General features: G+C 71.4%; 16 protein-coding genes and 1 riboswitch. Of the genes, 11 read left to right on the top strand and 5 right to left on the bottom strand.

The window, feature by feature from the left end; genetic code table 11:
• The first annotated feature begins 66 nt into the window (after positions 1-66).
• Positions 67-1,560, top strand: a complete 1,494-nt coding sequence (locus AB0M43_RS32650; RefSeq protein WP_363729977.1) for a metallophosphoesterase — start codon at positions 67-69, stop codon at positions 1,558-1,560.
• A gap of 186 nt (positions 1,561-1,746) precedes the next feature.
• Here the strand turns inward: AB0M43_RS32650 and AB0M43_RS32645 are convergent, their stop codons facing one another.
• The gene (locus AB0M43_RS32645; protein WP_363729975.1) at positions 1,747-2,901 is read right to left on the bottom strand and encodes a PQQ-dependent sugar dehydrogenase; all 1,155 of its coding nucleotides are present in this window, start codon (positions 2,899-2,901) and stop codon (positions 1,747-1,749) included.
• Positions 2,898-3,266 carry a PH domain-containing protein gene (locus AB0M43_RS32640; protein WP_363729973.1) on the bottom strand — a complete coding sequence of 123 codons (369 nt, stop codon included), beginning with the start codon at positions 3,264-3,266 and terminating at the stop codon, positions 2,898-2,900. Before AB0M43_RS32640 ends, AB0M43_RS32645 begins: the two co-directional genes overlap by 4 nt.
• 313 nt (positions 3,267-3,579) lie before the next feature.
• On the opposite strand from AB0M43_RS32640, the gene AB0M43_RS32635 reads away from it, so the two are divergent.
• Positions 3,580-4,434: an EAL domain-containing protein gene (locus AB0M43_RS32635; RefSeq protein WP_363729970.1), complete on the top strand. Its 855-nt coding sequence runs from the start codon at positions 3,580-3,582 to the stop codon at positions 4,432-4,434.
• A 196-nt stretch (positions 4,435-4,630) separates the two neighbouring features.
• Here the strand turns inward: AB0M43_RS32635 and glyA are convergent, their stop codons facing one another.
• Complete coding sequence (gene glyA / locus AB0M43_RS32630; protein ID WP_363729968.1) at positions 4,631-5,899, bottom strand: serine hydroxymethyltransferase; 1,269 nt, start codon at positions 5,897-5,899, stop codon at positions 4,631-4,633.
• A 29-nt stretch (positions 5,900-5,928) separates the two neighbouring features.
• Positions 5,929-6,016, bottom strand: a riboswitch (ZMP/ZTP riboswitch).
• Positions 6,017-6,074: 58 nt separating this feature from the next.
• On the opposite strand from glyA, the gene AB0M43_RS32625 reads away from it, so the two are divergent.
• Positions 6,075-6,482: a PaaI family thioesterase gene (locus AB0M43_RS32625; RefSeq protein ID WP_363729966.1), complete on the top strand. Its 408-nt coding sequence runs from the start codon at positions 6,075-6,077 to the stop codon at positions 6,480-6,482.
• A 52-nt stretch (positions 6,483-6,534) separates the two neighbouring features.
• On the opposite strand, the gene ilvD is transcribed toward AB0M43_RS32625, so the two are convergent.
• Positions 6,535-8,379: a dihydroxy-acid dehydratase gene (gene ilvD / locus AB0M43_RS32620; RefSeq protein ID WP_363729964.1), complete on the bottom strand. Its 1,845-nt coding sequence runs from the start codon at positions 8,377-8,379 to the stop codon at positions 6,535-6,537.
• Positions 8,380-8,572: 193 nt separating this feature from the next.
• Between ilvD and AB0M43_RS32615 the strand changes: the two genes are divergently transcribed.
• From AB0M43_RS32615 to ilvC, 5 genes are all read left to right on the top strand, one after another.
• The gene (locus AB0M43_RS32615; RefSeq protein WP_363729961.1) at positions 8,573-10,984 is read left to right on the top strand and encodes a bifunctional diguanylate cyclase/phosphodiesterase; all 2,412 of its coding nucleotides are present in this window, start codon (positions 8,573-8,575) and stop codon (positions 10,982-10,984) included.
• A gap of 93 nt (positions 10,985-11,077) precedes the next feature.
• Positions 11,078-12,856 (top strand): acetolactate synthase large subunit, encoded by a 1,779-nt coding sequence (locus tag AB0M43_RS32610; RefSeq protein ID WP_363729960.1) that lies wholly within the window; start codon positions 11,078-11,080, stop codon positions 12,854-12,856.
• Complete coding sequence (locus AB0M43_RS32605; protein WP_363729958.1) at positions 12,853-13,011, top strand: hypothetical protein; 159 nt, start codon at positions 12,853-12,855, stop codon at positions 13,009-13,011. The genes AB0M43_RS32610 and AB0M43_RS32605 overlap by 4 nt, the downstream gene beginning before the upstream one ends.
• On the top strand, positions 13,008-13,526 hold the full coding sequence (gene ilvN / locus AB0M43_RS32600; protein WP_363729956.1) for an acetolactate synthase small subunit: 519 nt from the start codon (positions 13,008-13,010) through the stop codon (positions 13,524-13,526). Before AB0M43_RS32605 ends, ilvN begins: the two co-directional genes overlap by 4 nt.
• A gap of 179 nt (positions 13,527-13,705) precedes the next feature.
• Positions 13,706-14,716 (top strand): ketol-acid reductoisomerase, encoded by a 1,011-nt coding sequence (gene ilvC / locus AB0M43_RS32595; RefSeq protein ID WP_363729954.1) that lies wholly within the window; start codon positions 13,706-13,708, stop codon positions 14,714-14,716.
• Between the two features lie 53 nt (positions 14,717-14,769).
• On the opposite strand, the gene AB0M43_RS32590 is transcribed toward ilvC, so the two are convergent.
• A complete protein-coding gene (locus AB0M43_RS32590) occupies positions 14,770-15,075 on the bottom strand; it encodes a hypothetical protein (RefSeq protein ID WP_363729952.1) in 306 nt (101 codons plus the stop codon).
• A gap of 246 nt (positions 15,076-15,321) precedes the next feature.
• Between AB0M43_RS32590 and serA the strand changes: the two genes are divergently transcribed.
• From serA to AB0M43_RS32575, 3 genes are all read left to right on the top strand, one after another.
• A complete protein-coding gene (gene serA, locus AB0M43_RS32585; RefSeq protein ID WP_363729949.1) occupies positions 15,322-16,932 on the top strand; it encodes a phosphoglycerate dehydrogenase in 1,611 nt (536 codons plus the stop codon).
• 193 nt (positions 16,933-17,125) lie between these two features.
• Positions 17,126-18,166 (top strand): 3-isopropylmalate dehydrogenase, encoded by a 1,041-nt coding sequence (locus AB0M43_RS32580; protein ID WP_363729946.1) that lies wholly within the window; start codon positions 17,126-17,128, stop codon positions 18,164-18,166.
• Positions 18,167-18,206: 40 nt separating this feature from the next.
• Positions 18,207-19,304 (top strand): branched-chain amino acid aminotransferase, encoded by a 1,098-nt coding sequence (locus tag AB0M43_RS32575; RefSeq protein ID WP_363729943.1) that lies wholly within the window; start codon positions 18,207-18,209, stop codon positions 19,302-19,304.
• Positions 19,305-19,900: the final 596 nt, after the last annotated feature.

Below are 19,900 nucleotides of genomic sequence, written 5' to 3'. Positions count from 1 at the left end.
GTGCCGCCGTGCCCGGTCACGGCGGCACCTCGCGCCACGGGCCCGCCCGCCGTGCACAATGGCGGCATGGCCATCCGCCTGCGCGCCCTGCTCACCGTTCTCGACGACGCCCTGCGCTCCCGGTTCGCCCGCCGCACCGTCCGCTGGCTGGGGATCCTGGCCGTCACGGTCACCGGCGTCGTCCTCGGCCTGCTGATCGGCGGCACCACCACCGGCCAGCTCGGCCCGTTCCAGGCGGAGTTCTCGCTGTCCCCGGGGCTGCACGGCGGCACCCAGGTCGTCATCCCCCCGCTCGGTTCGCTGACCCTGGACAGCCACGCCGGGCCGGAGCGCCTCACGATCCGCCTCGACGCGCTCGACCAGGCCCGTACCCAGAAGCTGGTCTCCGACCCCAACGGCCTGGAGGCGGCCAGCGCCAGCGCGTTCACCGACGCCCAGGAGGGCATCACCCGGGCCGTGGTCCAGTCGGTCGGGGCGGCCCTGCTCGGCGCGCTGCTGCTGTCCGCGCTCGTCTACCGGCGGACCCGCCGGGTCGCCCAGGTCGGCGGGCTGGCCCTCGGGCTGGTGGTCGCGAGCCTGGGCACGGCGTTCGCGACGTTCCGGGGCGACGCGATCGACGAGCCGCGCTACGACGGGCTGCTGGTCAACGCGCCGGCCGTCGTCGGTGACGCGCGCAAGATCGCGTCGAGGTACGAGCAGTACCGCGGCGAGCTGCAACGCCTCGTCACCAATGTCGGCAAGCTCTACACCACCGTCTCCACCCTGCCCGTCTACGAGCCCGGCGACGGCGCGATCCGCGTCCTGCACGTGTCCGACATGCACCTCAACCCCGGCGCGTGGGACGTGGTGCGCACCGTGGTGCAGCAGTTCAGCATCGACGTGGTGGTCGACACCGGCGACCTGACGGACTGGGGCACGGAACGCGAGGCGGCGGCGTACGCGGGCTCGATCGCCACCCTGAACGTGCCGTACGTGTTCATCCGGGGCAACCACGACTCCGCCGAGACCGTCGCGGAGGTGGCCAAGCAGAAGAACGCGATCGTGCTGGACAACCGGATCGCGACGGTCGGCGGCCTGCGGATCGCGGGCATCGGCGACCCCCGGTTCACGCCCGACAAGACGGCCGACTCCAACGACCTGCTGGAGAAGCGCCGGCTGTTCGACACCGGCAACCAGCTGGCGACGACGATCGACCGGGCCGGCGGCGCGGACCTGGCCCTGATCCACGACCCGGCGATGGCCGGACCGCTGGCGGGGGAGGTGCCGCTGATCCTGGCCGGGCACAAGCACCACCGGGAGGTCAGCGAGTACAACGCCGAGACGCTGCTCATGGTGCAGGGCTCGACCGGCGGGGCGGGGCTGCGCGGGCTCCAGTTGAAGGAACCGACCCCGCTGGCCATGTCGGTGCTGTACTTCAGCTCGGGCGCCAAGCTCCAGGCCTACGACGACATCTCCGTCGGGGGTACCGGGCGCTCCGAGGTCACCCTGCAACGCCGGATCGTGAAGAAGCCGGAGGTCACGCCGACCCCCAGCCCGACCCCGTCCCCGACCCCGAGCTGACCGGCACCCGGTCCGTTCCCTGAGCTGACCGGCACCCGGCCCGTTCCCTGAGCTGACTGGCACCCGGCCCGGCCCGTGGCGGTGCCCTGTCGAGAGCCGCGAGCCGGCTGGGTGTCGCCCCGCCTGCCCGTGACCCGAGCGGGTGCCGCCCCACGTGCCCGCGACCCGAGGCGTTCCCCGGGCGGGCTAGCTCTTGCCGACGCCCCCGGCGCCGCTGAGCACGATCCGCAGGATCCGGTCGTCCTCGGTGGTCGGCTTGCCCCGGCCGTCCTTGTTGGACGTCGTCACCCACAGCGTGTTGTCCGGGGCGCGCACCACGGTCCGCAGCCGCCCGTACTCGTCCCGCAGCACCGAAACCGGGGCCCCGAGCAGGCTGCCCTTGCCGTTGAGCCCGACGAGCCACAGCCGGGCCCCGCGCAGGCACGCCGCGACCAGCATCGAACCGGCCACCGCCGCGCCGCTGCACGAGGCGTCGACGGGCTTCCAGGTGGTCAGCGGGTTCACGTACTTCGGGTCGGTGCCGACGCCCTCGACGACCGGCCAGCCGTAGTTCTTCCCGGGCTCGATGAGGTTGAGCTCGTCGAACTCGTTCTGCCCGAACTCCACCGCGTACAGCCGCTTGTCGGCGTCCCAGTCGAAGCCCTGCACGTTGCGGTGTCCGAGGCTCCAGACCAGGCTCTCGGGGAACGGGTTGCCCGGGGCGGGCTTGCCCTCGGCGGTGACCCGGAGGATCTTGCCGCCGAGGCTGGCCAGGTCCTGGGAGTTGCCCGTCGTACTCGCGTCCCCGGTGCTCACGTACAGGAAGCCGTCGGGGCCGAACGCGAGCCGGCCGCCGTTGTGGATGCCGGAGACCGGGATGCCCGTGACGATCGCCTCGGGCCGCTCGCCGATCTTCATCTTCGCGACGCGGTTGTCGGTCTTCGTCGTGTAGTACAGGAAGATGGTCTGGTCCGTCGCGTACGTCGGCGACACCGCGACGCCCATCAGCCCGCCCTCGCCGCTGGAGAAGGCCTCCTCGATCGTGGCCAACGGCTGCACCTTCAGGCCGCTGGACGTCGACTCCGGGCCGATCTTGAGCAGCCGGCGGCTGTCCCGCTCCGTGACCAGCGCCCCGCCGTCGGGCAGGAACGCCACCCCCCACGGCACGCTCAGGTTGCGGGCGATCACGGTCGCGCTGGCCTGGTCGTCGTCGTCCGTGGCCGACTTCGACGGCGAAGGGGTCGGGAACCTCGGCGGGCTGCCCGTGTCCTTCTCCGAGGGCGGGCCGAAGGTGCACCCGGCGAGCAGGCTCGCGGTGGTGAGCACGACCAGGGCCCGGCGGACGATCACAGGGGGCTTCACGAGCCCAGGGTATCCGCTTCCCCGCCCAGGACGCGTCCCCCGGCGGCCACCAGCCGGGGCACATCGGTCGGCCGGACGGCCGGCAGCGGCAGGGTCGCCCCCGACGGCAGCAGCACCGCGACCTTCTTCCCGACAGCCTCGAACCCGTCGATCTCCGACCAGTCGAGCCGCCGGCTGCCCACGGCGCCGCGCACGGTCAGCCCCTCGGGCGCCGCGTCGACCCCGGCCCGGCCGGCCCACAGCCCGATCGCGGCCGGCACGAGCAGCACGGGCGCCAGCCACCACGAGCTGAGCGCGAACGGCAGCGCGCCGAACGCGGCGAACACGACCGCGACCATGATCGCGCCGCTGTACCGGAATCTCACTACGTCTTCGCGTCGGGCCACGCCCCGATCGTCCCACAGCCGCTCCGGCCCCCGTGAGGCACCACAAACCAAGATCGAACCCACGCGACGGGTACGCCCACCCGCCCCCTTCCCCTCCCTGCGCGGCGGCACCCCGCGAGCGCCTCGCGCCCCCGTCCCGAAGCCCCCGGCCGGCGACTGGCCGTGCGGCCCGCTGTCAGCGGTGCGGCAGCCCGGCGGCCGAGCGGTGTTCCCGGCCCCGCGGTGGCCCCCGGGCGGCGGGTAACTGGCAACCTTCCGGGTCGTTAGACAGGAAGCGGGAGGAGGTGGGCGGATGACGATACTCATCACTTTCGCGCTCGCCGTGGCCGTCGTCGCCGACGCGTTCTGGCTGCGCCTGCTCGCGGCCCTGGTCGCGGGCGGGGCGTGGCTGTACCGCCGCCGCCCCCGTCGCCTGCCGGCCGCCCGGCGCGCGGACCTGCGGGCCGCCCTGGAGAAGGACGCGCTGGACCTGAGGTTCCAGCCGGTCGTGGACCTGGCCGACGGCCGGACCGCCGGGGTGGAGGCGTTGCCGCGCTGGCACCATCCGAAGCTCGGCTGGCTGGGTCCGGCCGAGCTGCTCCGGATGGCCGCAGAGGCGGGCCTCGGTCCCCTGCTCGGTGCCTGGGTCCTCGACCGCTCGTGCCGCCAGCTCGCCCGCTGGCTCGCCGACGGCCGCGACCTGTGGATCACGGTCCGTGCCGAGCCCGCCGAACTGGAGTCCGTCACGTACGTCGCGGGCGTCGCCGCGGCCCTGACCACCCACCGGGTGCCGGCGGCCCGCCTGGTCGTTGAGGTGACCGGGCCGGGCGATTCGCGCCAGGTCACGAGCCAGCTCGCGGGTCTGCGCGCACTCGGCGTCCGGGTCTGCCTGGGGGGTACGGACCTGGGGCCGGCCACCATGCGGCAGTTGCGCCGGCTGTCGGTGGACCTGGTGAAGGGTTCGGGCCCGGCGACGGCCGTGGTGGTGACCCTGGGCCGCCGCCTTGGCTACGAGGTGGTCGCGCAGGACCTGGGCACGGCGGAGGCGCTGACGACGGCGAAGGCGGCCGGCTGCCGGTACGGGCAGGGGGCCGTTCTGGGCCGGGCCGCCCCCGCGGAGCACGTGGAACCCCTGCTGGAGTGGGCGGCGACCCGACGCGCGGGCTGACCCCCGGGCCGAGCGCCGACCCCGGGCCGAGCCGGGGGCTTACTCCCGGTCGGGAACGCCCGGCTTGGCGGGGGCGCTCCGGGCAGCCCAGACGAACCGCCGGACACCGGTCACACCCCACCGTAACCATCAAATGCTCTTGAAAAGACCCCGGCGCCCCACAAGAGCGGGGCGCCGGGGTCCGGGAAGTGCGTGGCTACTCCGCCGCGTACCCGGGCATCGGGTAGGCCTTGAGCAGGTCGGACACCTCGCCGGCGATCCGGTCGAGCTCGGTGGTGTCCTCCTTGAGGGCCGCACCGATCGCCTCGTCCATCCATGCGGCGACCTGCGGCATCTGCTCCGGGGTGAGGCCCCGGGTGGTGAGCCCGGCGGTGCCGAGCCGGATGCCGGACGGGTCGAACGGCTTGCGCGGGTCGAACGGCACCGAGTTGTAGTTCAGCTCGATCCCGGCGGCGTCGAGGGCCTGCGCGGCGGGCTTGCCGGCGATGCCCTTCGGCGTGAGGTCCGCGAGGATCAGGTGGTTGTCGGTGCCGCCGGAGACCAGGTCGAAGCCGCGCTCCACGAGGGCGGCGGCGAGGGCCTTGGCGTTGGCGACGACCTGGTGGGCGTAGACGCCGAACTCGGGGGTCGCGGCCTCCTTGAGGGCCACCGCGATACCGGCCGTCGTGTGGTTGTGCGGGCCGCCCTGCAGGCCGGGGAACACGGCCTTGTCGATGGCCTTGGCGTGCTCGGCGTTGCACATCAGCATCGCGCCGCGCGGGCCCCGGAGGGTCTTGTGCGTGGTGGTGGAGATCACGTCGGCGTACCCGACCGGGGAGGGGTGCGCGCCACCGGCGATCAGGCCGGCGATGTGCGCGATGTCGGCGAGCAGGACCGCGCCGACCTCCTTGGCGATGGCCGCGTAGGCCGGGAAGTCGATGGTGCGCGGGATGGCCGTGCCGCCGCAGATGATCAGCTTCGGCCGGTGCTCCAGGGCCAGCTCGCGGACCTTGTTCAGGTCGACGAGGCCGGTCTCCTTCTCGACGCCGTAGTGCACGGCGTTGAACCACTTGCCGGTGGCCGAGACCGACCAGCCGTGGGTCAGGTGGCCGCCGGCCGGCAGGCCCATGCCGAGCACGGTGTCGCCCGGGTTCAGGAAGGCCAGGTAGACGGCCAGGTTCGCGGGGGAGCCGGAGTAGGTCTGGACGTTCGCGTGGTCGACGCCGAACAGGGACTTGGCCCGCTCGATCGCGATCGTCTCGATCTGGTCGATGAACTGCTGGCCCTCGTAGTACCGCTTGCCGGCGTAGCCCTCGGAGTACTTGTTCGTCAGGACGGTCCCGGTCGCCTCGAGCACGGCGGTCGACACGTAGTTCTCCGAGGCGATCATGCGGATCTTCTCGAACTGGCGCTTCGCCTCGGCCTCGATCAGACCCGCGATCTGCGGGTCCTCGGTGGCCAGGTGCGAGATCGATGGCTCGTGCACTGCTCGTCTCCAGACATGGTTTTCGCTGATCCCGGCACCCAGGCGCACGGTGCCCGGCGAGTGTCGCTTCCCGGTGGTTTATGCCCACCCAAACCCGCGCCAGTCGCGTACTTGTCATGCTAGTCGACCTGCGGCGGGCTCCCATCACGAGATCAAGCCGTTATGCTTCGCCGCCATGGGACTCACGCCCGCGGAGGGCAACGCGATTCTGGCCGCCAACTTCGCGCCCTGGGTGCTCGCACTCGGGCTCGTCGTCGAGGAGGTCGGGGAGGGCGCCGCGACGCTGCGGCTGCCGTGGTCGGCCGACCTGGCCCGGGAGGGCGGGGCGCTGTCGGGGCAGGCGATGATGGCCGCCGCCGACACCGCGTCCGTGATCGCCCTGTCGGCGACCCGGGGCGGATTCTTCCCGATGACGACGGTGCAGCTGTCCTCGACGTTCCAGCGGCCGGTCGTGGGCGAGGACACCCTGGTGCGCGCGTCGGTCACGAAGGCCGGCCGGAGCCTCGCCTTCGTGACCATCACGCTGTCGGCGTCGAAGGGCGTGGCCGCCGAGGTCTCGACGGTCTACGCGCTCCTGGCCTAGATCTTTCGACGGGTACGGGCGGGCGCCCGGCACGGGTGCCGGCCCGGTCCGGCTACGGCACCAGCCGGTACGCCCCGTCGGACGCGCTGGTCGCCATCGAGGCGTAGGCCCGCAGCGCCGCCGACACGGGCCGCACCCGGTCCACCGGCGTGTACGGCCGGTCCCGCTTCTCCTCGGCCACCCGCCGCGCCTCCAGCTCGTCGTCGGCGACGTCCAGCCGGATCGCCCGGTTCGGGATGTCGATCACGATCGGGTCGCCCTCGCGCACGAGGCTGATCAGCCCGCCGGCCGCCGCCTCGGGCGACGCGTGCCCGATGGACAGCCCCGAGGTCCCGCCGGAGAACCGCCCGTCCGTGATCAGCGCGCACGCCCGACCGAGCCCGCGCCCCTTGAGGAACGAGGTCGGGTACAGCATCTCCTGCATGCCCGGCCCGCCCTTGGGCCCCTCGTACCGGATGACCACCACGTCGCCGGCCACCACCTGGTTGCCGAGGATGGCGGTGACGGCGTCGTCCTGCGACTCGTACACCTTGGCGGGTCCGGTGAAGGTGAGACAGTCGTCGGGGACGCCGGCGGTCTTGACCACGCAGCCGTCCGGGGCGAGGTTGCCGAACAGGATGGCGAGCCCGCCGTCGGCGGAGTAGGCGTGCTCGACGGACCGGATGCACCCCTCGGCCGCGTCGGTGTCGACGCTCGACCACCGGTTGTCGGTGGAGAACGGCTCGACGGTGCGCACCCCGCCGGGCGCGGCGTGGAACAGCTCCAGCGCGGCGGCCGACGTGGATCCGCTGCGGATGTCCCACTCCGCCAGCCAGGAGTCCAGGTCCGGGGAGTGCACCGACCACACGTCGGTGCGCAGGGCGCCGCCCCGGTGCAGCTCGCCGAGCAGGGCGGGGATGCCGCCGGCCCGGTGCACGTCCTCCATGTGGTACTTCGGCGAGTTCGGCGCGACCTTCGCCAGGCACGGCACCCGGCGGGAGATCTCGTCCACGTCGGCGACGTTGAAGTCGACCTCTGCCTCGCGGGCGGCGGCGAGCAGGTGCAGGACGGTGTTCGTGGAGCCGCCCATGGCCACGTCGAGCGCGACGGCGTTCTCGAACGCGGCCCGGGACGCGATGGCCCGGGGCAGCACGGACATGTCGTCGTTGGCGTAGTACGCGTCGGCGATCCGCACGACGGTGCGCCCGGCCTCCTCGAACAGCCCCCGGCGCATGGCGTGCGTGGCCAGCACGGAACCGTTGCCCGGCAGGGCCAGCCCGATGGCCTCGGTGAGGCAGTTCATCGAGTTGGCGGTGAACATGCCCGAGCAGGAGCCGCAGGTCGGGCACGCCGAGCGTTCGATCTTGTCCAGGTCGCTGTCCGAGACGGCCTGGTCGGCGGCGGCCACCATCGCGTCGATCAGGTCCAGCTTGTGGGTGACGACCCCGTTCATGGCGACCGTCTTGCCGGCCTCCATCGGGCCGCCGGAGACGAACACGGTGGGGATGTTGAGCCGGAGCGCGGCGAGCAGCATCCCGGGCGTGATCTTGTCGCAGTTGGAGATGCACACGAGCGCGTCGGCGCAGTGCGCGTTCACCATGTACTCCACCGCGTCGGCGATCAGCTCCCGCGACGGCAGGGAGTACAGCATCCCGCCGTGGCCCATCGCGATCCCGTCGTCCACGGCGATCGTGTTGAACTCCTTGGACACCCCGCCGGACGCCTCGATCGAGCCGGCGACGATCTTCCCGACGTCGCGGAGGTGCACGTGGCCGGGTACGAACTGCGTGAAGCTGTTCGCGATGGCGACGATCGGCTTGCCGAAATCGCCGTCCGTCATGCCGGTGGCACGCCACAGGGCACGCGCGCCGGCCATGTTCCGGCCATGGGTGGAGGTCTTCGACCGCAGCTCAGGCATACCACGAGTCTCCCACCGCCCTCCGGCGCCCGCCATCGGCCCGCCGTACGCCCACTGGGCGGGAAAACTCCGTGACAGATAACGGACACGCTGTGTGTCCCGAATCAGAGAAAAGTTCGGCACAGTAGATCTCGTGCCCCCTCGCACGCTTGTTCCGTTTGGTAGGGCCCCGTGGCTGGTCGCCGGTCTTGGGGTGTCTGTCCTTGCCCACGGTCTGGCGTTGTCGGCCGACGCGCGGATCGGGATCCGGCTGACCACCCTCGCCGGCCTCGGCTGCGCGGCCCTGTTGCTCACGGGCCTGTTGACGATGCGGGGCGGCCCGTGCGGCTGGGGTGCCCGGGTCCGCGCGGTGCTCGACGGGTTGCTCGTCGCCGGCAGCGGGGCCTATGTGGTGTGGCTGCTGATCCTGGGGCCCCGGATCGTCCGGCCCCCGGCCATCGTGACCGTGGCCGGCGCGACGGTCGCCGTGGTGTGCGGGGCGGGGGTGGCGGTGTGCCTGCGGGCCAGCCAGCCCAAGGGTCCGGTGTTCGCGGTCGCCGCCGGGGCGGGGCTGTTGTCCGCCGGGACGTTCGCGCACGTGCTGTGGCGGTGGGCGGCGCTGCCGGGTACCCGTCCTGCGGGGTTGGTCCTGTGGCTCGCGGGGGTCGGCGTGCTGGTGCTGGCCGTGGTCCGGGCCACGGGCGAGTCGGGTCCGGGCCCCGCCGGGCACGCGCCGCTGCCCCGGCTGGGCACGGGGCTGTCGATGCTCCCGGTGGCCGCCGCCCTGGGCGCGACGCTCTACCACCTGGTGACGGTGGGCCCGTTGACGGTCCGCGCGGCGTACGCGGCCACGGCCGTCGCCGCCGCGCTGGTCGGCCGGCAGGCGCTGACGATGCGCGACGCCCGGCGGTACGCGGCGGAGCTCGCCCACCGCGAGGCGCACTTCCGTTCGATCGTCGCCGGCGCCTCGGACGTGACCATGATCCTGGACAGCCGGCTCGACGTGGGCTGGCTGTCCCCGTCGGCGGCGTGGCGGCTGGGCCTGATCGAGCGCGACATCGTGGCCCGGTCGTTCCTGGAGCTGCCGCACCCGGAGGACGTGGAGGCCGTCGAGGACGTGCTCCGCGAGATCCTGGCCGGCCCGGGCGGCTCCCAGACCCGGATGTACGCGCGGATCCTCGACGCGGCCGGCGAGTGGCGCGACCTGGAGTCGATGATCAGTGACCAGCGGCACGTCCCGCAGGTCGCCGGTCTGGTCATGCACTGCCGGGACGTGACGGACCGCAAGCACCTGGAGCGCGAGCTGGCCAAGATGGCGTACGCGGACCCGCTCACCGGCCTCGGCAACCGCCGGGCCCTGCTGCGCACCCTGCACGACGAGGCGGGCGGGCGCACCTGCACCCTGCTCACCCTCGACCTGGACGGTTTCAAGAACGTCAACGACGTGCGGGGCCACGACGTGGGCGACGCGGTGCTGGTGGAGGTGGCCCACCGGCTCCGGGCGAACCTGCGCCCGGGGGACGTGCCGACCCGGTTGGGGGGCGACGAGTTCGCGGTGCTGATGTGGTCGGGGCCCCGGGCGGCGGCGGTGGTGGCGGGCCGGCTGCTGAAGGTGCTCAACGCGCCGTACCGGCTGGACGAGTTGACCGTCTTCCTCTCCGCCAGCATCGGCCTGGCCGGCTGCCGGACCGCCACCGACGTGCCGCAGCTCCTCCGCAACGCCGACATGGCCCTGCGCTCGGCGAAGCGGGGCGGCAAGAACAGGGTGGAGGAGTACGACGCGGAGTACGCGGAGTCGATGGCCCGCCGCGCCGACATGGCCCAGGAGCTGCGCGGCGCGGGGGAGCGCGGGGAGCTGTCGCTGGTCTTCCAGCCGGTGCTGCACCTCCCCGACAACCGCCTGGTGGGGGTGGAGGCGCTGCTGCGCTGGCGGCACCCGAGGCTGGGGGTGGTCGAGCCCTCGGAGTTCATCCCGGTCGCGGAGGAGTCCGACCTGGTCGAGGAGCTGGGTACGTGGACCCTGCACCGCACCTGTCACCAGTTGTCGGCGTGGCTGCGGGCCGGGCACGACCTGTGGGCGTCGGTGAACCTGTCGACCCGGCAACTGCACCTGCCGGAGTTCCCCGTGCACCTGGCGGAGCTGCTCCGGATCCACCGCCTCCCCGGTTACCGGCTGACGGTGGAGATCGCCGAGCACCGGATGGCCCGCGACATCAAGGGCCTCAGCGAACGGATCATGGTGCTGCGCGGGATGGGCGTCCGGGTCGCGCTCGACGACTTCGGCGCCGGCTACTCCTCCCTCGCCCAGCTCCGGACGCTGCCCGTCGACATCGTCAAGATCGACAAGGATCTCGAACCGCTCGCGGACCTCGTGGTGCAGCTCGGTCAGCGCCTGGGCCTGGAGGTGATCGTCGAGGGCATCGAGGAACCGGCGCAGCTGGCGACCATGGCGGCGGCCGGTTGCCGGCTGGGCCAGGGCTTCCTGCTGGGCCGCCCGATGCCCGCCGAACGCCTGGAGGCGCTGCTCGAAGAAACATTCGCCCATGATGTGGGACAAGTTGACTCAGGGCGTGAGATGAGGCAGGCTTTACCGCATGCTGCAGACCCAGCGGATCGTAGTACTTAGCTAGCGCGTCGTCGTGATCCGATGACGCGCCCCGCCCCGTGCACCTGCACGAGGGCGGTTTTTGTTGCCCAGCCACCACATCTATTCCAGAGCATGGGACTCCCGATGACCAAACCAGAAAGCCAGGCCGCCCGCGCCCTGACCGGCGCCCAGTCGCTCGTCGCGTCGCTTGAGGCGCTCGGCGTAGAGGTGGTGTTCGGTATTCCGGGTGGGGCGATTCTGCCGGCATACGACCCGTTGTACGACTCCAGCGTCCGCCACATCCTCGTCCGCCACGAGCAGGGTGCCGGCCACGCCGCGACCGGATACGCCCAGGCCACCGGCCGGGTCGGCGTCTGCATGGCCACCTCCGGCCCGGGCGCGACCAACCTCGTCACCCCCATCGCCGACGCGTACATGGACTCCGTGCCGATCGTCGCGATCACCGGCCAGGTCTCCCGCGCCGCGATCGGGACGGACGCCTTCCAGGAGGCGGACATCCACGGCATCACCATGCCGATCACGAAGCACAACTACCTCGTGCAGGACGGCAGGGACATTCCACGGGTACTGGCGGAGGCCTTCCACGTCGCCGCCACCGGCCGCCCGGGCCCGGTCCTCGTGGACATCCCGAAGGACGTGCTCCAGGCGCAGACGGTCTTCGAGTGGCCCCCGGTCATGGACCTGCCCGGCTACCGCCCGACGACCCAGCCGCACAACAAGCAGATCCGCGAGGCCGCGAAGCTGATCGCGACCGCCCGCCGCCCGGTGCTCTACGTCGGCGGCGGCGTGCTCAAGGCCGACGCCACCGAGGAGCTGCGGGCCCTGGCGGAGCTGACCGGCGCGCCGGTCGTCACGACGCTGATGGCCCGGGGCGCGTTCCCCGACAGCCACCCGCAGCACATGGGCATGCCCGGCATGCACGGCACGGTCGGCGCGGTGTTCGCGCTCCAGAAGGCCGACCTGCTGGTCACGCTCGGCGCGCGGTTCGACGACCGGGTCACCGGCAAGCTGGACAGCTTCGCCCCCGACGCTGCGGTCATCCACGCCGACATCGACCCGGCGGAGATCGGCAAGAACCGGCACGCGGACGTCCCGATCGTCGGCGACGCGAAAATCATCATCGCGGCGCTGATCGAGGCGGTCGGCGAGAACCACCCGAGCCTGAAGGCCTGGTGGGAGCAGCTCGACGACATCCGCGACCGGTACCCGCTGGGCTACGCCGAGCACGAGGACGGCACCCTGGCCCCGCAGTACGTGATCAGCCGGATCGGCGCGCTCGTCGGCCCCGACGCCATCTACGCGACGGGCGTCGGCCAGCACCAGATGTGGGCGTCCCAGTTCATCTCGTACGAGAACCCGGGCACCTTCCTCAACTCCGGCGGCCTCGGCACCATGGGCTACGCGGTGCCGGCCGCGATGGGCGCGAAGGTCGGCGCGCCGGACAAGGCCGTGTGGGCGATCGACGGCGACGGCTGCTTCCAGATGACCAACCAGGAGCTGGCCACCTGTTCGCTGGAGAACATCCCGATCAAGGTGGCCGTGATCAACAACGGCAACCTGGGCATGGTCCGGCAGTGGCAGACCCTGTTCTACGACGGCCGGTACTCCAACACCGGCCTCGGCACCCACCACTCCGAGGACAAGCCCCGGGTCCCCGACTTCGTGAAGCTGGGCGAGGCGCTCGGCTGCGTCGGCCTGCGCTGCGAGTCGGCCGACGACGTCGACGCGGTGATCAAGCAGGCGATGGAGATCAACGACCGGCCGGTCGTGATCGACTTCGTGGTCGGCAAGGACGCGATGGTCTGGCCGATGGTGCCCGCGGGCACGAGCAACGACGAGATCCTGTTCGCCCGCGGCGTGCGGCCGACGTTCGACGAGGACGACCTGTGACCGCCCCGACCCGCCCGGCGCCCCAGAGCTCCGCGCAGCTGACCCCGGCGCCCGTGGACGGCCCGCCGTTCTTCGGCGAGATCGCCTATCCCCGCCGGGCGGCCACGTCCCCCGCCAGCACCCGCCGACCCACCCACACCGAGGTGACCGGATGAGCAAGCACACCCTGTCCGTCCTGGTGGAGAACAAGCCCGGCGTCCTGGCCCGGGTCGCGGCCCTGTTCTCCCGGCGCGGCTTCAACATCGACTCCCTCGCGGTGGGCGAGACCGAGCAGCCGGGCATCTCCCGGATCACGCTCGTCGTCGACGCCGCGGAACAGCCCCTCGAGCAGGTCACGAAGCAGCTCAACAAGCTGATCAACGTGCTCAAGATCGTGGAACTGGAGCCCACCGGCTCCGTCCAGCGCGAACTCCTCCTGGTCAAGGTCCGGGCCGACCTGACCAGCCGTTCGCACGTCCTGGAGACAGTGACCCTGTTCCGGGCGAAGGTCGTCGACGTCTCACCCGACGCCGTGATCATCGAGGCCACGGGCACGAAGGAGAAGCTCGAAGCGCTGCTCCGGATGCTCGAGCCGTTCGGCATCAAGGAGATGGTCCAGTCGGGCCTGGTCGCGGTCGGCCGCGGCGCGAAATCCATCACCAGCGGCTCCACGCTCCGTTCGGTCGCCTAAATCATCGTCTCGGTTTTGATCTAGCGTCTTGGCCCGCTGAGGGCGGGGAGGCACTGTGTGACTGGCGAGCCTCCGGCCCGACCAGGAGGGGTTCTCGCATACCGGTGTTGTATGCGAGGTTCCCGACAACGCACGCATCGTCGTCCTCAGCGGGCCCCACCACTGAAAGGCACAGATCCATGGTCAACGTGTACTACGACAACGACGCCGACCTCTCCCTCATCCAGGGCAAGAAGGTGGCCGTCCTCGGCTACGGCAGCCAGGGCCACGCGCACGCCCTCTCCCTGCGCGACTCCGGCGTCGACGTCCGGGTCGGGCTCCCGGAGGGCTCCAAGAGCCGGCCGAAGGCGGAGGAGCAGGGCCTGCGGGTCGTCACCCCGTTCGAGGCGGCCCGCGAGGCCGACGTGATCATGGTGCTCGCGCCGGACACCGCGCAGCGCTCGATCTACGCGAACGACATCGCCCCGAACCTGACCGCCGGCAAGGCGCTCGCGTTCGGCCACGGCCTCAACATCCGGTACGACCTGATCAAGCCGCCGGCCGACGTCGACGTCATCATGATCGCGCCGAAGGGCCCGGGTCACCTGGTCCGCCGCCAGTTCGTGGACGGCAAGGGCGTGCCGTGCCTGATCGCGGTCGAGCAGGACCCGACGGGTACCGCCAAGGCGCTCGCCCTCGCGTACGCCAAGGGCATCGGCGGCACCCGCGCGGGCGTCATCGAGACCACGTTCACGGAGGAGACCGAGACCGACCTGTTCGGCGAGCAGGCCGTGCTCTGCGGCGGCGTCGCGGACCTGGTCAAGAACGGCTTCGAGGTGCTCACCGAGGCCGGCTACGCCCCCGAGGTCGCGTACTTCGAGTGCCTGCACGAGCTGAAGCTCATCGTCGACCTGCTGTACGAGGGCGGCCTGTCGAAGATGAACTACTCGGTGTCCGACACGGCCGAGTACGGCGGCTACACCCGGGGCCCGCGCGCCATCAGCTCCGTGTCCAAGGACGAGATGAAGAAGATCCTCGCCGAGATCCAGGACGGCCGGTTCGCGGCCGAGTGGGTCGCCGAGGACGAGGCGGGCCGGGCGAACTACGCCAAGCTCCGCGAGGAGAACGCGAACCACCCGATCGAGGTGGTCGGCAAGAAGCTGCGCGGCATGATGAGCTGGGTCGACAACCCGATCACCGAGACCGCCTAGTCAGCAGCGCGCGGAAGGGGCGGGGGCCACGAGCCTCCGCCCCTTCCGGCGTTCTAGGCGAGGAAGATGCCGCCGTCGAGGGCCCGCTGGTCGGTCCGACACGTGGCGACCGAGGTGCCGTCGCCGGTGACGATGGTGCCCCAGGCGGCGTACCCGCCGGGCGTGCTGTTCGGGTAGCACTCCACGACGTACCGCCACCGGGTGCCCGGCGCGAGGCCGGTGCAGGTGGCCGTACCCACGTTGGAGCCGTTGATGTTCTTCGTGCAGGTCCCGGCGGCCGAGGCGGGCCCGCCGGTGACGCCGAGCAGGGACAGGGACGTGGCCGCGACGACGACGGCACCGGCGAGGATTCTCTTCACTGTGGCTCCTGGGGGAGAGGGGGAAGCACAGTAAGGATTCTTAACCAAAAGATCGTGAACGGTCAATGAGTACTGAATGATCGTTCGGCCGAGGTGTATCGAATGTCGCAAAGCGCACCCCTGGACGGGTGACCCATCCCACCCCGTAGGATCGGGAGCGGAAGGCCAGGCCACACGATGGACCTGGACGCGGAGCGCAGCGTGGCGTTCCCGCCGCCGCCACTTCACAGACTCCTTGAGGATCGCATGAACCTTCCCACCACGCTTCCCGTCGTTCTCATCGCCGAAGAGCTCGCGCCGGCCGCGCTGGCCGTGCTCGCCGACGACTTCGAGGTCCGCCACGTCGACGGCACCGACCGCCCGGCCCTGCTGGCCGCGCTCGCCGACGCCGACGCGGTGCTGATCCGCAGCGCCACCCAGATCGACGCCGAGGCCATCGCGGCCGGCACGAAGCTGGCCATCGTGGCCCGGGCCGGCGTCGGCCTGGACAACGTCGACGTGCCGGCGGCCACCGCCAAGGGCGTCATGGTCGTCAACGCGCCGACCTCGAACATCGTGTCCGCCGCCGAGCAGGCCGTCGCGCTGCTGCTCGCGGTGTCGCGGCACACGGTCCCGGCGGCGTCCGCGCTGAAGCAGGGCCAGTGGAAGCGGTCGAAGTACACCGGTGTCGAGATCTTCGAGAAGACCGTCGGCGTGGTCGGCCTGGGCCGGATCGGCGTGCTGTTCGCCCAGCGGATGGCCGCGTTCGGCGTCAAGCTGATCGCGTACGACCCGTACCTGCAGCCGGCCCGCGCCGCGCAGCTGGGCGTCAAGCTGGTCACCCTCGACGAGCTGCTGACCGAGGCGGACTTCATCTCGATCCACCTGCCGAAGACCCCGGAGACCGTGGGCCTGATCGGCGCCAAGGAGCTGGCGAAGACCAAGAAGGGCGTCCGGATCGTCAACGCGGCCCGGGGCGGCCTGATCGACGAGCAGGCCCTCGCGGACGCGCTGGCCAGCGGCCACGTCGGCGGCGCCGGTCTCGACGTCTTCGTCAAGGAGCCGTGCACCGACTCGCCGCTGTTCGCCTTCGAGAACGTCGTCGCGGTGCCGCACCTGGGCGCCTCGACCGTGGAGGCCCAGGACAAGGCGGGCCTGGCCGTCGCGAAGAGCGTGAAGCTGGCGTTGCAGGGCGAGTTCGTGCCCGACGCGGTGAACGTGCAGGTCGGCGGCGTGGTGCACGAGGAGATCCGTCCGCTGCTGCCGCTCGCCGAGAAGCTCGGCCGGGTGTACACGGCGGTGGCCGGCGGCCTCGCGGCCAACGTGGTCGTCGAGGTCCGCGGGGACGTGGCCGCGCACGACGTGTCGGTGCTCCAGCTCGCCGCGAGCAAGGGCCTGTTCGCCGACGTGGTGGCCGACCAGGTCACCTATGTCAACGCCCCGCTGCTGGCCAAGGAGCGCGGCGTGGAGATCACGCTCGCGACGTTCGAGGACAGCCCGGAGTACCAGAACCTGCTCACCCTGCGCGGCGCCCTGCCGGACGGCCGCACCGTGAGCGTGTCGGGCACCCTGACGGCCGGCCCGCGCGAGGTCGCCAAGCTGACCGAGGTCGACGGCTTCGACCTGGACGTGCCGGCCGAGGGCAACGTCATCCTCTTCCGCTACGCCGATCGTCCCGGCATCGTCGGCGCGATCGGTGGCCTGCTGGGCGAGGCGGGCGTGAACATCGCCGGCATGCAGGTGGCCCGCCTGAGCGCCGGCGGCGACGCGCTGATGGCCCTGGCGGTCGACTCCCCGGTGACCGGCGACCTGCTCAACTCGGCGGCGACGGTCGTCGGCGCGAGCAGCGCCTGCACGGTGGACCTCACGGAGGCCTGAGAACGACGAGCAACACCATCGGCGGGGTACCCATCCGGGTGCCCCGCCTTTCGCCGTCCCCGGTGCATCCGCCCTGTGGGTCCGCGCCTCCGGCCGCCCCCGACAGGGCGCAAGTCCACATGCTGGGAGCAGCCGGCCAGAAAATGGGAACCCGGGTAGCGTGGCCGCAAAGGTACCCATCAAGGAGGTTGGCGTGGCGCGCATCGCGGTTATCCCGGGCGACGGTATCGGCGGCGAGGTGATCGCCGAGGCCCGCAAGGTGCTCGACGCGGTGCTCCCGGGCACCGAGGCCACGGAGTACGACCTGGGCGCCGAACGCTACCTGCGCACCGGCGAGGTCCTCCCCCCGAGCGTGCAGGCCGAACTCGCCACCCACGACGCGATCCTGCTCGGCGCGGTCGGCGGCCGCCCCGGCGACCCGAACCTGCCCCCCGGCATCCTGGAGCGCGGCCTGCTCCTGAAGCTCCGCTTCGACTTCGACCAGTACGTGAACCTGCGCCCGTCCCGCCTCTGGCCCGGCACCACGAGCCCCCTGGCGGGCGTCAAGCCCGGCGAGATCGACTTCGTGGTGGTCCGCGAGGGCACCGAGGGCCTGTACGCGGGCGCCGGCGGCACCCTGCACAAGGGGACGCCGGCCGAGGTCGCCACCGAGGAGAGCCTCAACACCCGGCACGGGGTCGAGCGGGTCGTCCGCGACGCCTTCGCCCGGGCCACGAAGCGCGACCGCAAGAAGCTGACCCTCGTGCACAAGAGCAACGTGCTGGTCAACGCGGGCGGCCTCTGGACCCGGACCTTCGACGCGGTCGCGGCCGAGTTCCCGGGCGTCGAGACGGAGTACCAGCACGTGGACGCCGCCGCGATGTTCCTCGTGACCCGCCCGCAGCACTACGACGTGGTGGTCACCGACAACCTGTTCGGCGACATCCTCACCGACATCGCGGCCGCCGTCACCGGGGGCATCGGGCTGGCGGCGAGCGGCTGCGTCAACCCGGACGGCACGTACCCGTCGATGTTCGAGCCCGTGCACGGCTCCGCGCCGGACATCGCCGGTCAGGGCATCGCCGACCCGATCGCCGCGATCATGTCGGTCTCGCTCCTCCTGGAGCATCTCGGACATGCCGACGAGGCGGCCCGGGTGACCGCCGCGGTGGCCGAGGAGCTGGCGGCGCGCACGCCGGGCGGCACTCTGAGCACGTCCGCGGTGGGGGACCGGGTAGCGGAGCGGGTAGCCTAACCCTCGTTAAGCCCCCATCGAACGACCGGAGGTACACGCCATGACCGGCGGTGACATCCTTGGCTTCCAGCGGAACCTCGCACCGACTCCCGTCTCCGACGCCGAGCGCGAGGCCCTGCTCGTCAATCCCGGGTTCGGGAAGGTATTCACCGAGCACATGGTCACGGTGCGCTACGCCGACTCCAAGGGGTGGTACGACGCCCGGGTGGAGCCGTTCGGCCCCATCCCGATGTCCCCGGCGACCGCCGTCCTGCACTACGCGCAGGAGATCTTCGAGGGCATGAAGGCCTACCGGTCCTCCGACGGGGGGGTGACCCTGTTCCGGCCCGACGCCAACGCGCGCCGGTTCCGGGACTCGGCCCGCCGGATGGCCATGCCGGAGATCCCGGAGGAGCTGTTCCTCGGGGCGGTCCGGGAACTGGTCACGGTCGACGAGAAGTGGATCCCGGGCCAGGCCGAGTCCAGCCTGTACCTGCGGCCGTACATGATCGCGTCCGAGGTCTTCCTGGGCGTCCGCCCCTCCGCGGAGTACCTGTTCGGCGTGATCGCCTGCCCCGTCGGCGCGTACTTCAAGGGCGGCCCCACCCCGATCAAACTCTGGATCTCCGAGGAGTACACCCGGGCGGCCCCCGGCGGCACCGGCGCGGCCAAGTGCGGCGGCAACTACGCCACCTCGCTGGTCGCCCAGGCCGAGGCCACCCGGGAGGGCTGCGACCAGGTCGTCTTCCTCGACACCACGGAACGCAAGTACGTCGACGAGCTCGGCGGCATGAACATCTTCTTCGTGTACGACGACGGCACCCTCGTCACGCCCCCGCTCACGGGCACGATCCTGCCCGGCATCACCCGGGACTCGATCATCCAGCTGGCCCGCGACGCCGGCCACCAGGTGGTCGAACGCCCCTACTCGGTGGACGAGTGGCGGGCGGACGCCGGCAACGGCCGGTTGCGCGAGGTCTTCGCGTGCGGGACGGCGGCGGTGGTGACCCCGGTCGGCACCCTGCGCTCGGCCGCGGGCGAGTTCTCCGTGGGTGACGGGACCCCGGGCGAGGTGACCCTGAAGCTCCGCGCCCAGCTCCTCGACATCCAGCAGGGCCGGGCGAAGGACCCCCACGGCTGGGTCCAAAAAGCCCTTTAGGGGTACGCATGGAGGGGCCGGCGCATCGCGCCGGCCCCTTTTCGCAGCTCAGGGCACGGGTGAGCCGGGACACCGACCCCCGATTTGACCTTCGCTCGGACGTTGCCGTAAATTTCTCTCTGCCAGCGAGGAACGGGGCAAACCGGTAGGAAACACACCGGGGAGCAACGGGACCGGGCAACCGGGTGGGGGCGGTGCGAGCCGCTGAAACCGACCGGGTAGAGTTCTCCAAGGCGCCAGGGAGCCGGGCAAGACCGCGAGAGCGGTTGGTCGGTCTGGAGCAAGTCCAACGAAGATCAGCCGGTGAGAGCCGGGGGTTGACGGCGGGCGGGTGAGATCGAAGTGAAGATCGGAAACATCCGGTTGACACGGAAGACCAAGCCAGGTAAGCTTGAGCGGTTGCCCCGGGCGGGGTTCGAAAGAACTAGCCGGGAGCGAACGTGATAGAGTTACCGAAGTAAGAAAATCGCAACAAAAACCCCCAGGGTGACTTAATTGGTCGCTGAGTGGTGTGTGTTTGTTCTTTGAGAACTCAACAGGGTGTCGGAAAGTTAGTGCCAATTATGATTTACCCCGTCGGCACTGGGACTTTGGTT

The sequence above is a fragment of the Longispora sp. NPDC051575 genome (assembly GCF_040681875.1).
In the GTDB taxonomy this organism is placed as follows: domain Bacteria; phylum Actinomycetota; class Actinomycetes; order Mycobacteriales; family Micromonosporaceae; genus Longispora.
This window is presented reverse-complemented; position numbering and strand designations above follow the sequence as displayed.

Bases quoted from the DNA above. Each gene is read 5' to 3' on its own strand.
- AB0M43_RS32650 (WP_363729977.1), top strand. From the start codon at position 67: ATGGCCATCCGCCTGCGCGCCCTGCTCACCGTTCTCGACGACGCCCTG.
- AB0M43_RS32635 (WP_363729970.1), top strand. From the start codon at position 3,580: ATGACGATACTCATCACTTTCGCGCTCGCCGTGGCCGTCGTCGCCGAC.
- AB0M43_RS32625 (WP_363729966.1), top strand. From the start codon at position 6,075: ATGGGACTCACGCCCGCGGAGGGCAACGCGATTCTGGCCGCCAACTTC.
- ilvD (WP_363729964.1), bottom strand. From the start codon at position 8,379: ATGCCTGAGCTGCGGTCGAAGACCTCCACCCATGGCCGGAACATGGCC.
- AB0M43_RS32610 (WP_363729960.1), top strand. From the start codon at position 11,078: ATGGGACTCCCGATGACCAAACCAGAAAGCCAGGCCGCCCGCGCCCTG.
- ilvN (WP_363729956.1), top strand. From the start codon at position 13,008: ATGAGCAAGCACACCCTGTCCGTCCTGGTGGAGAACAAGCCCGGCGTC.
- ilvC (WP_363729954.1), top strand. From the start codon at position 13,706: ATGGTCAACGTGTACTACGACAACGACGCCGACCTCTCCCTCATCCAG.
- serA (WP_363729949.1), top strand. From the start codon at position 15,322: ATGAACCTTCCCACCACGCTTCCCGTCGTTCTCATCGCCGAAGAGCTC.
- AB0M43_RS32575 (WP_363729943.1), top strand. From the start codon at position 18,207: ATGACCGGCGGTGACATCCTTGGCTTCCAGCGGAACCTCGCACCGACT.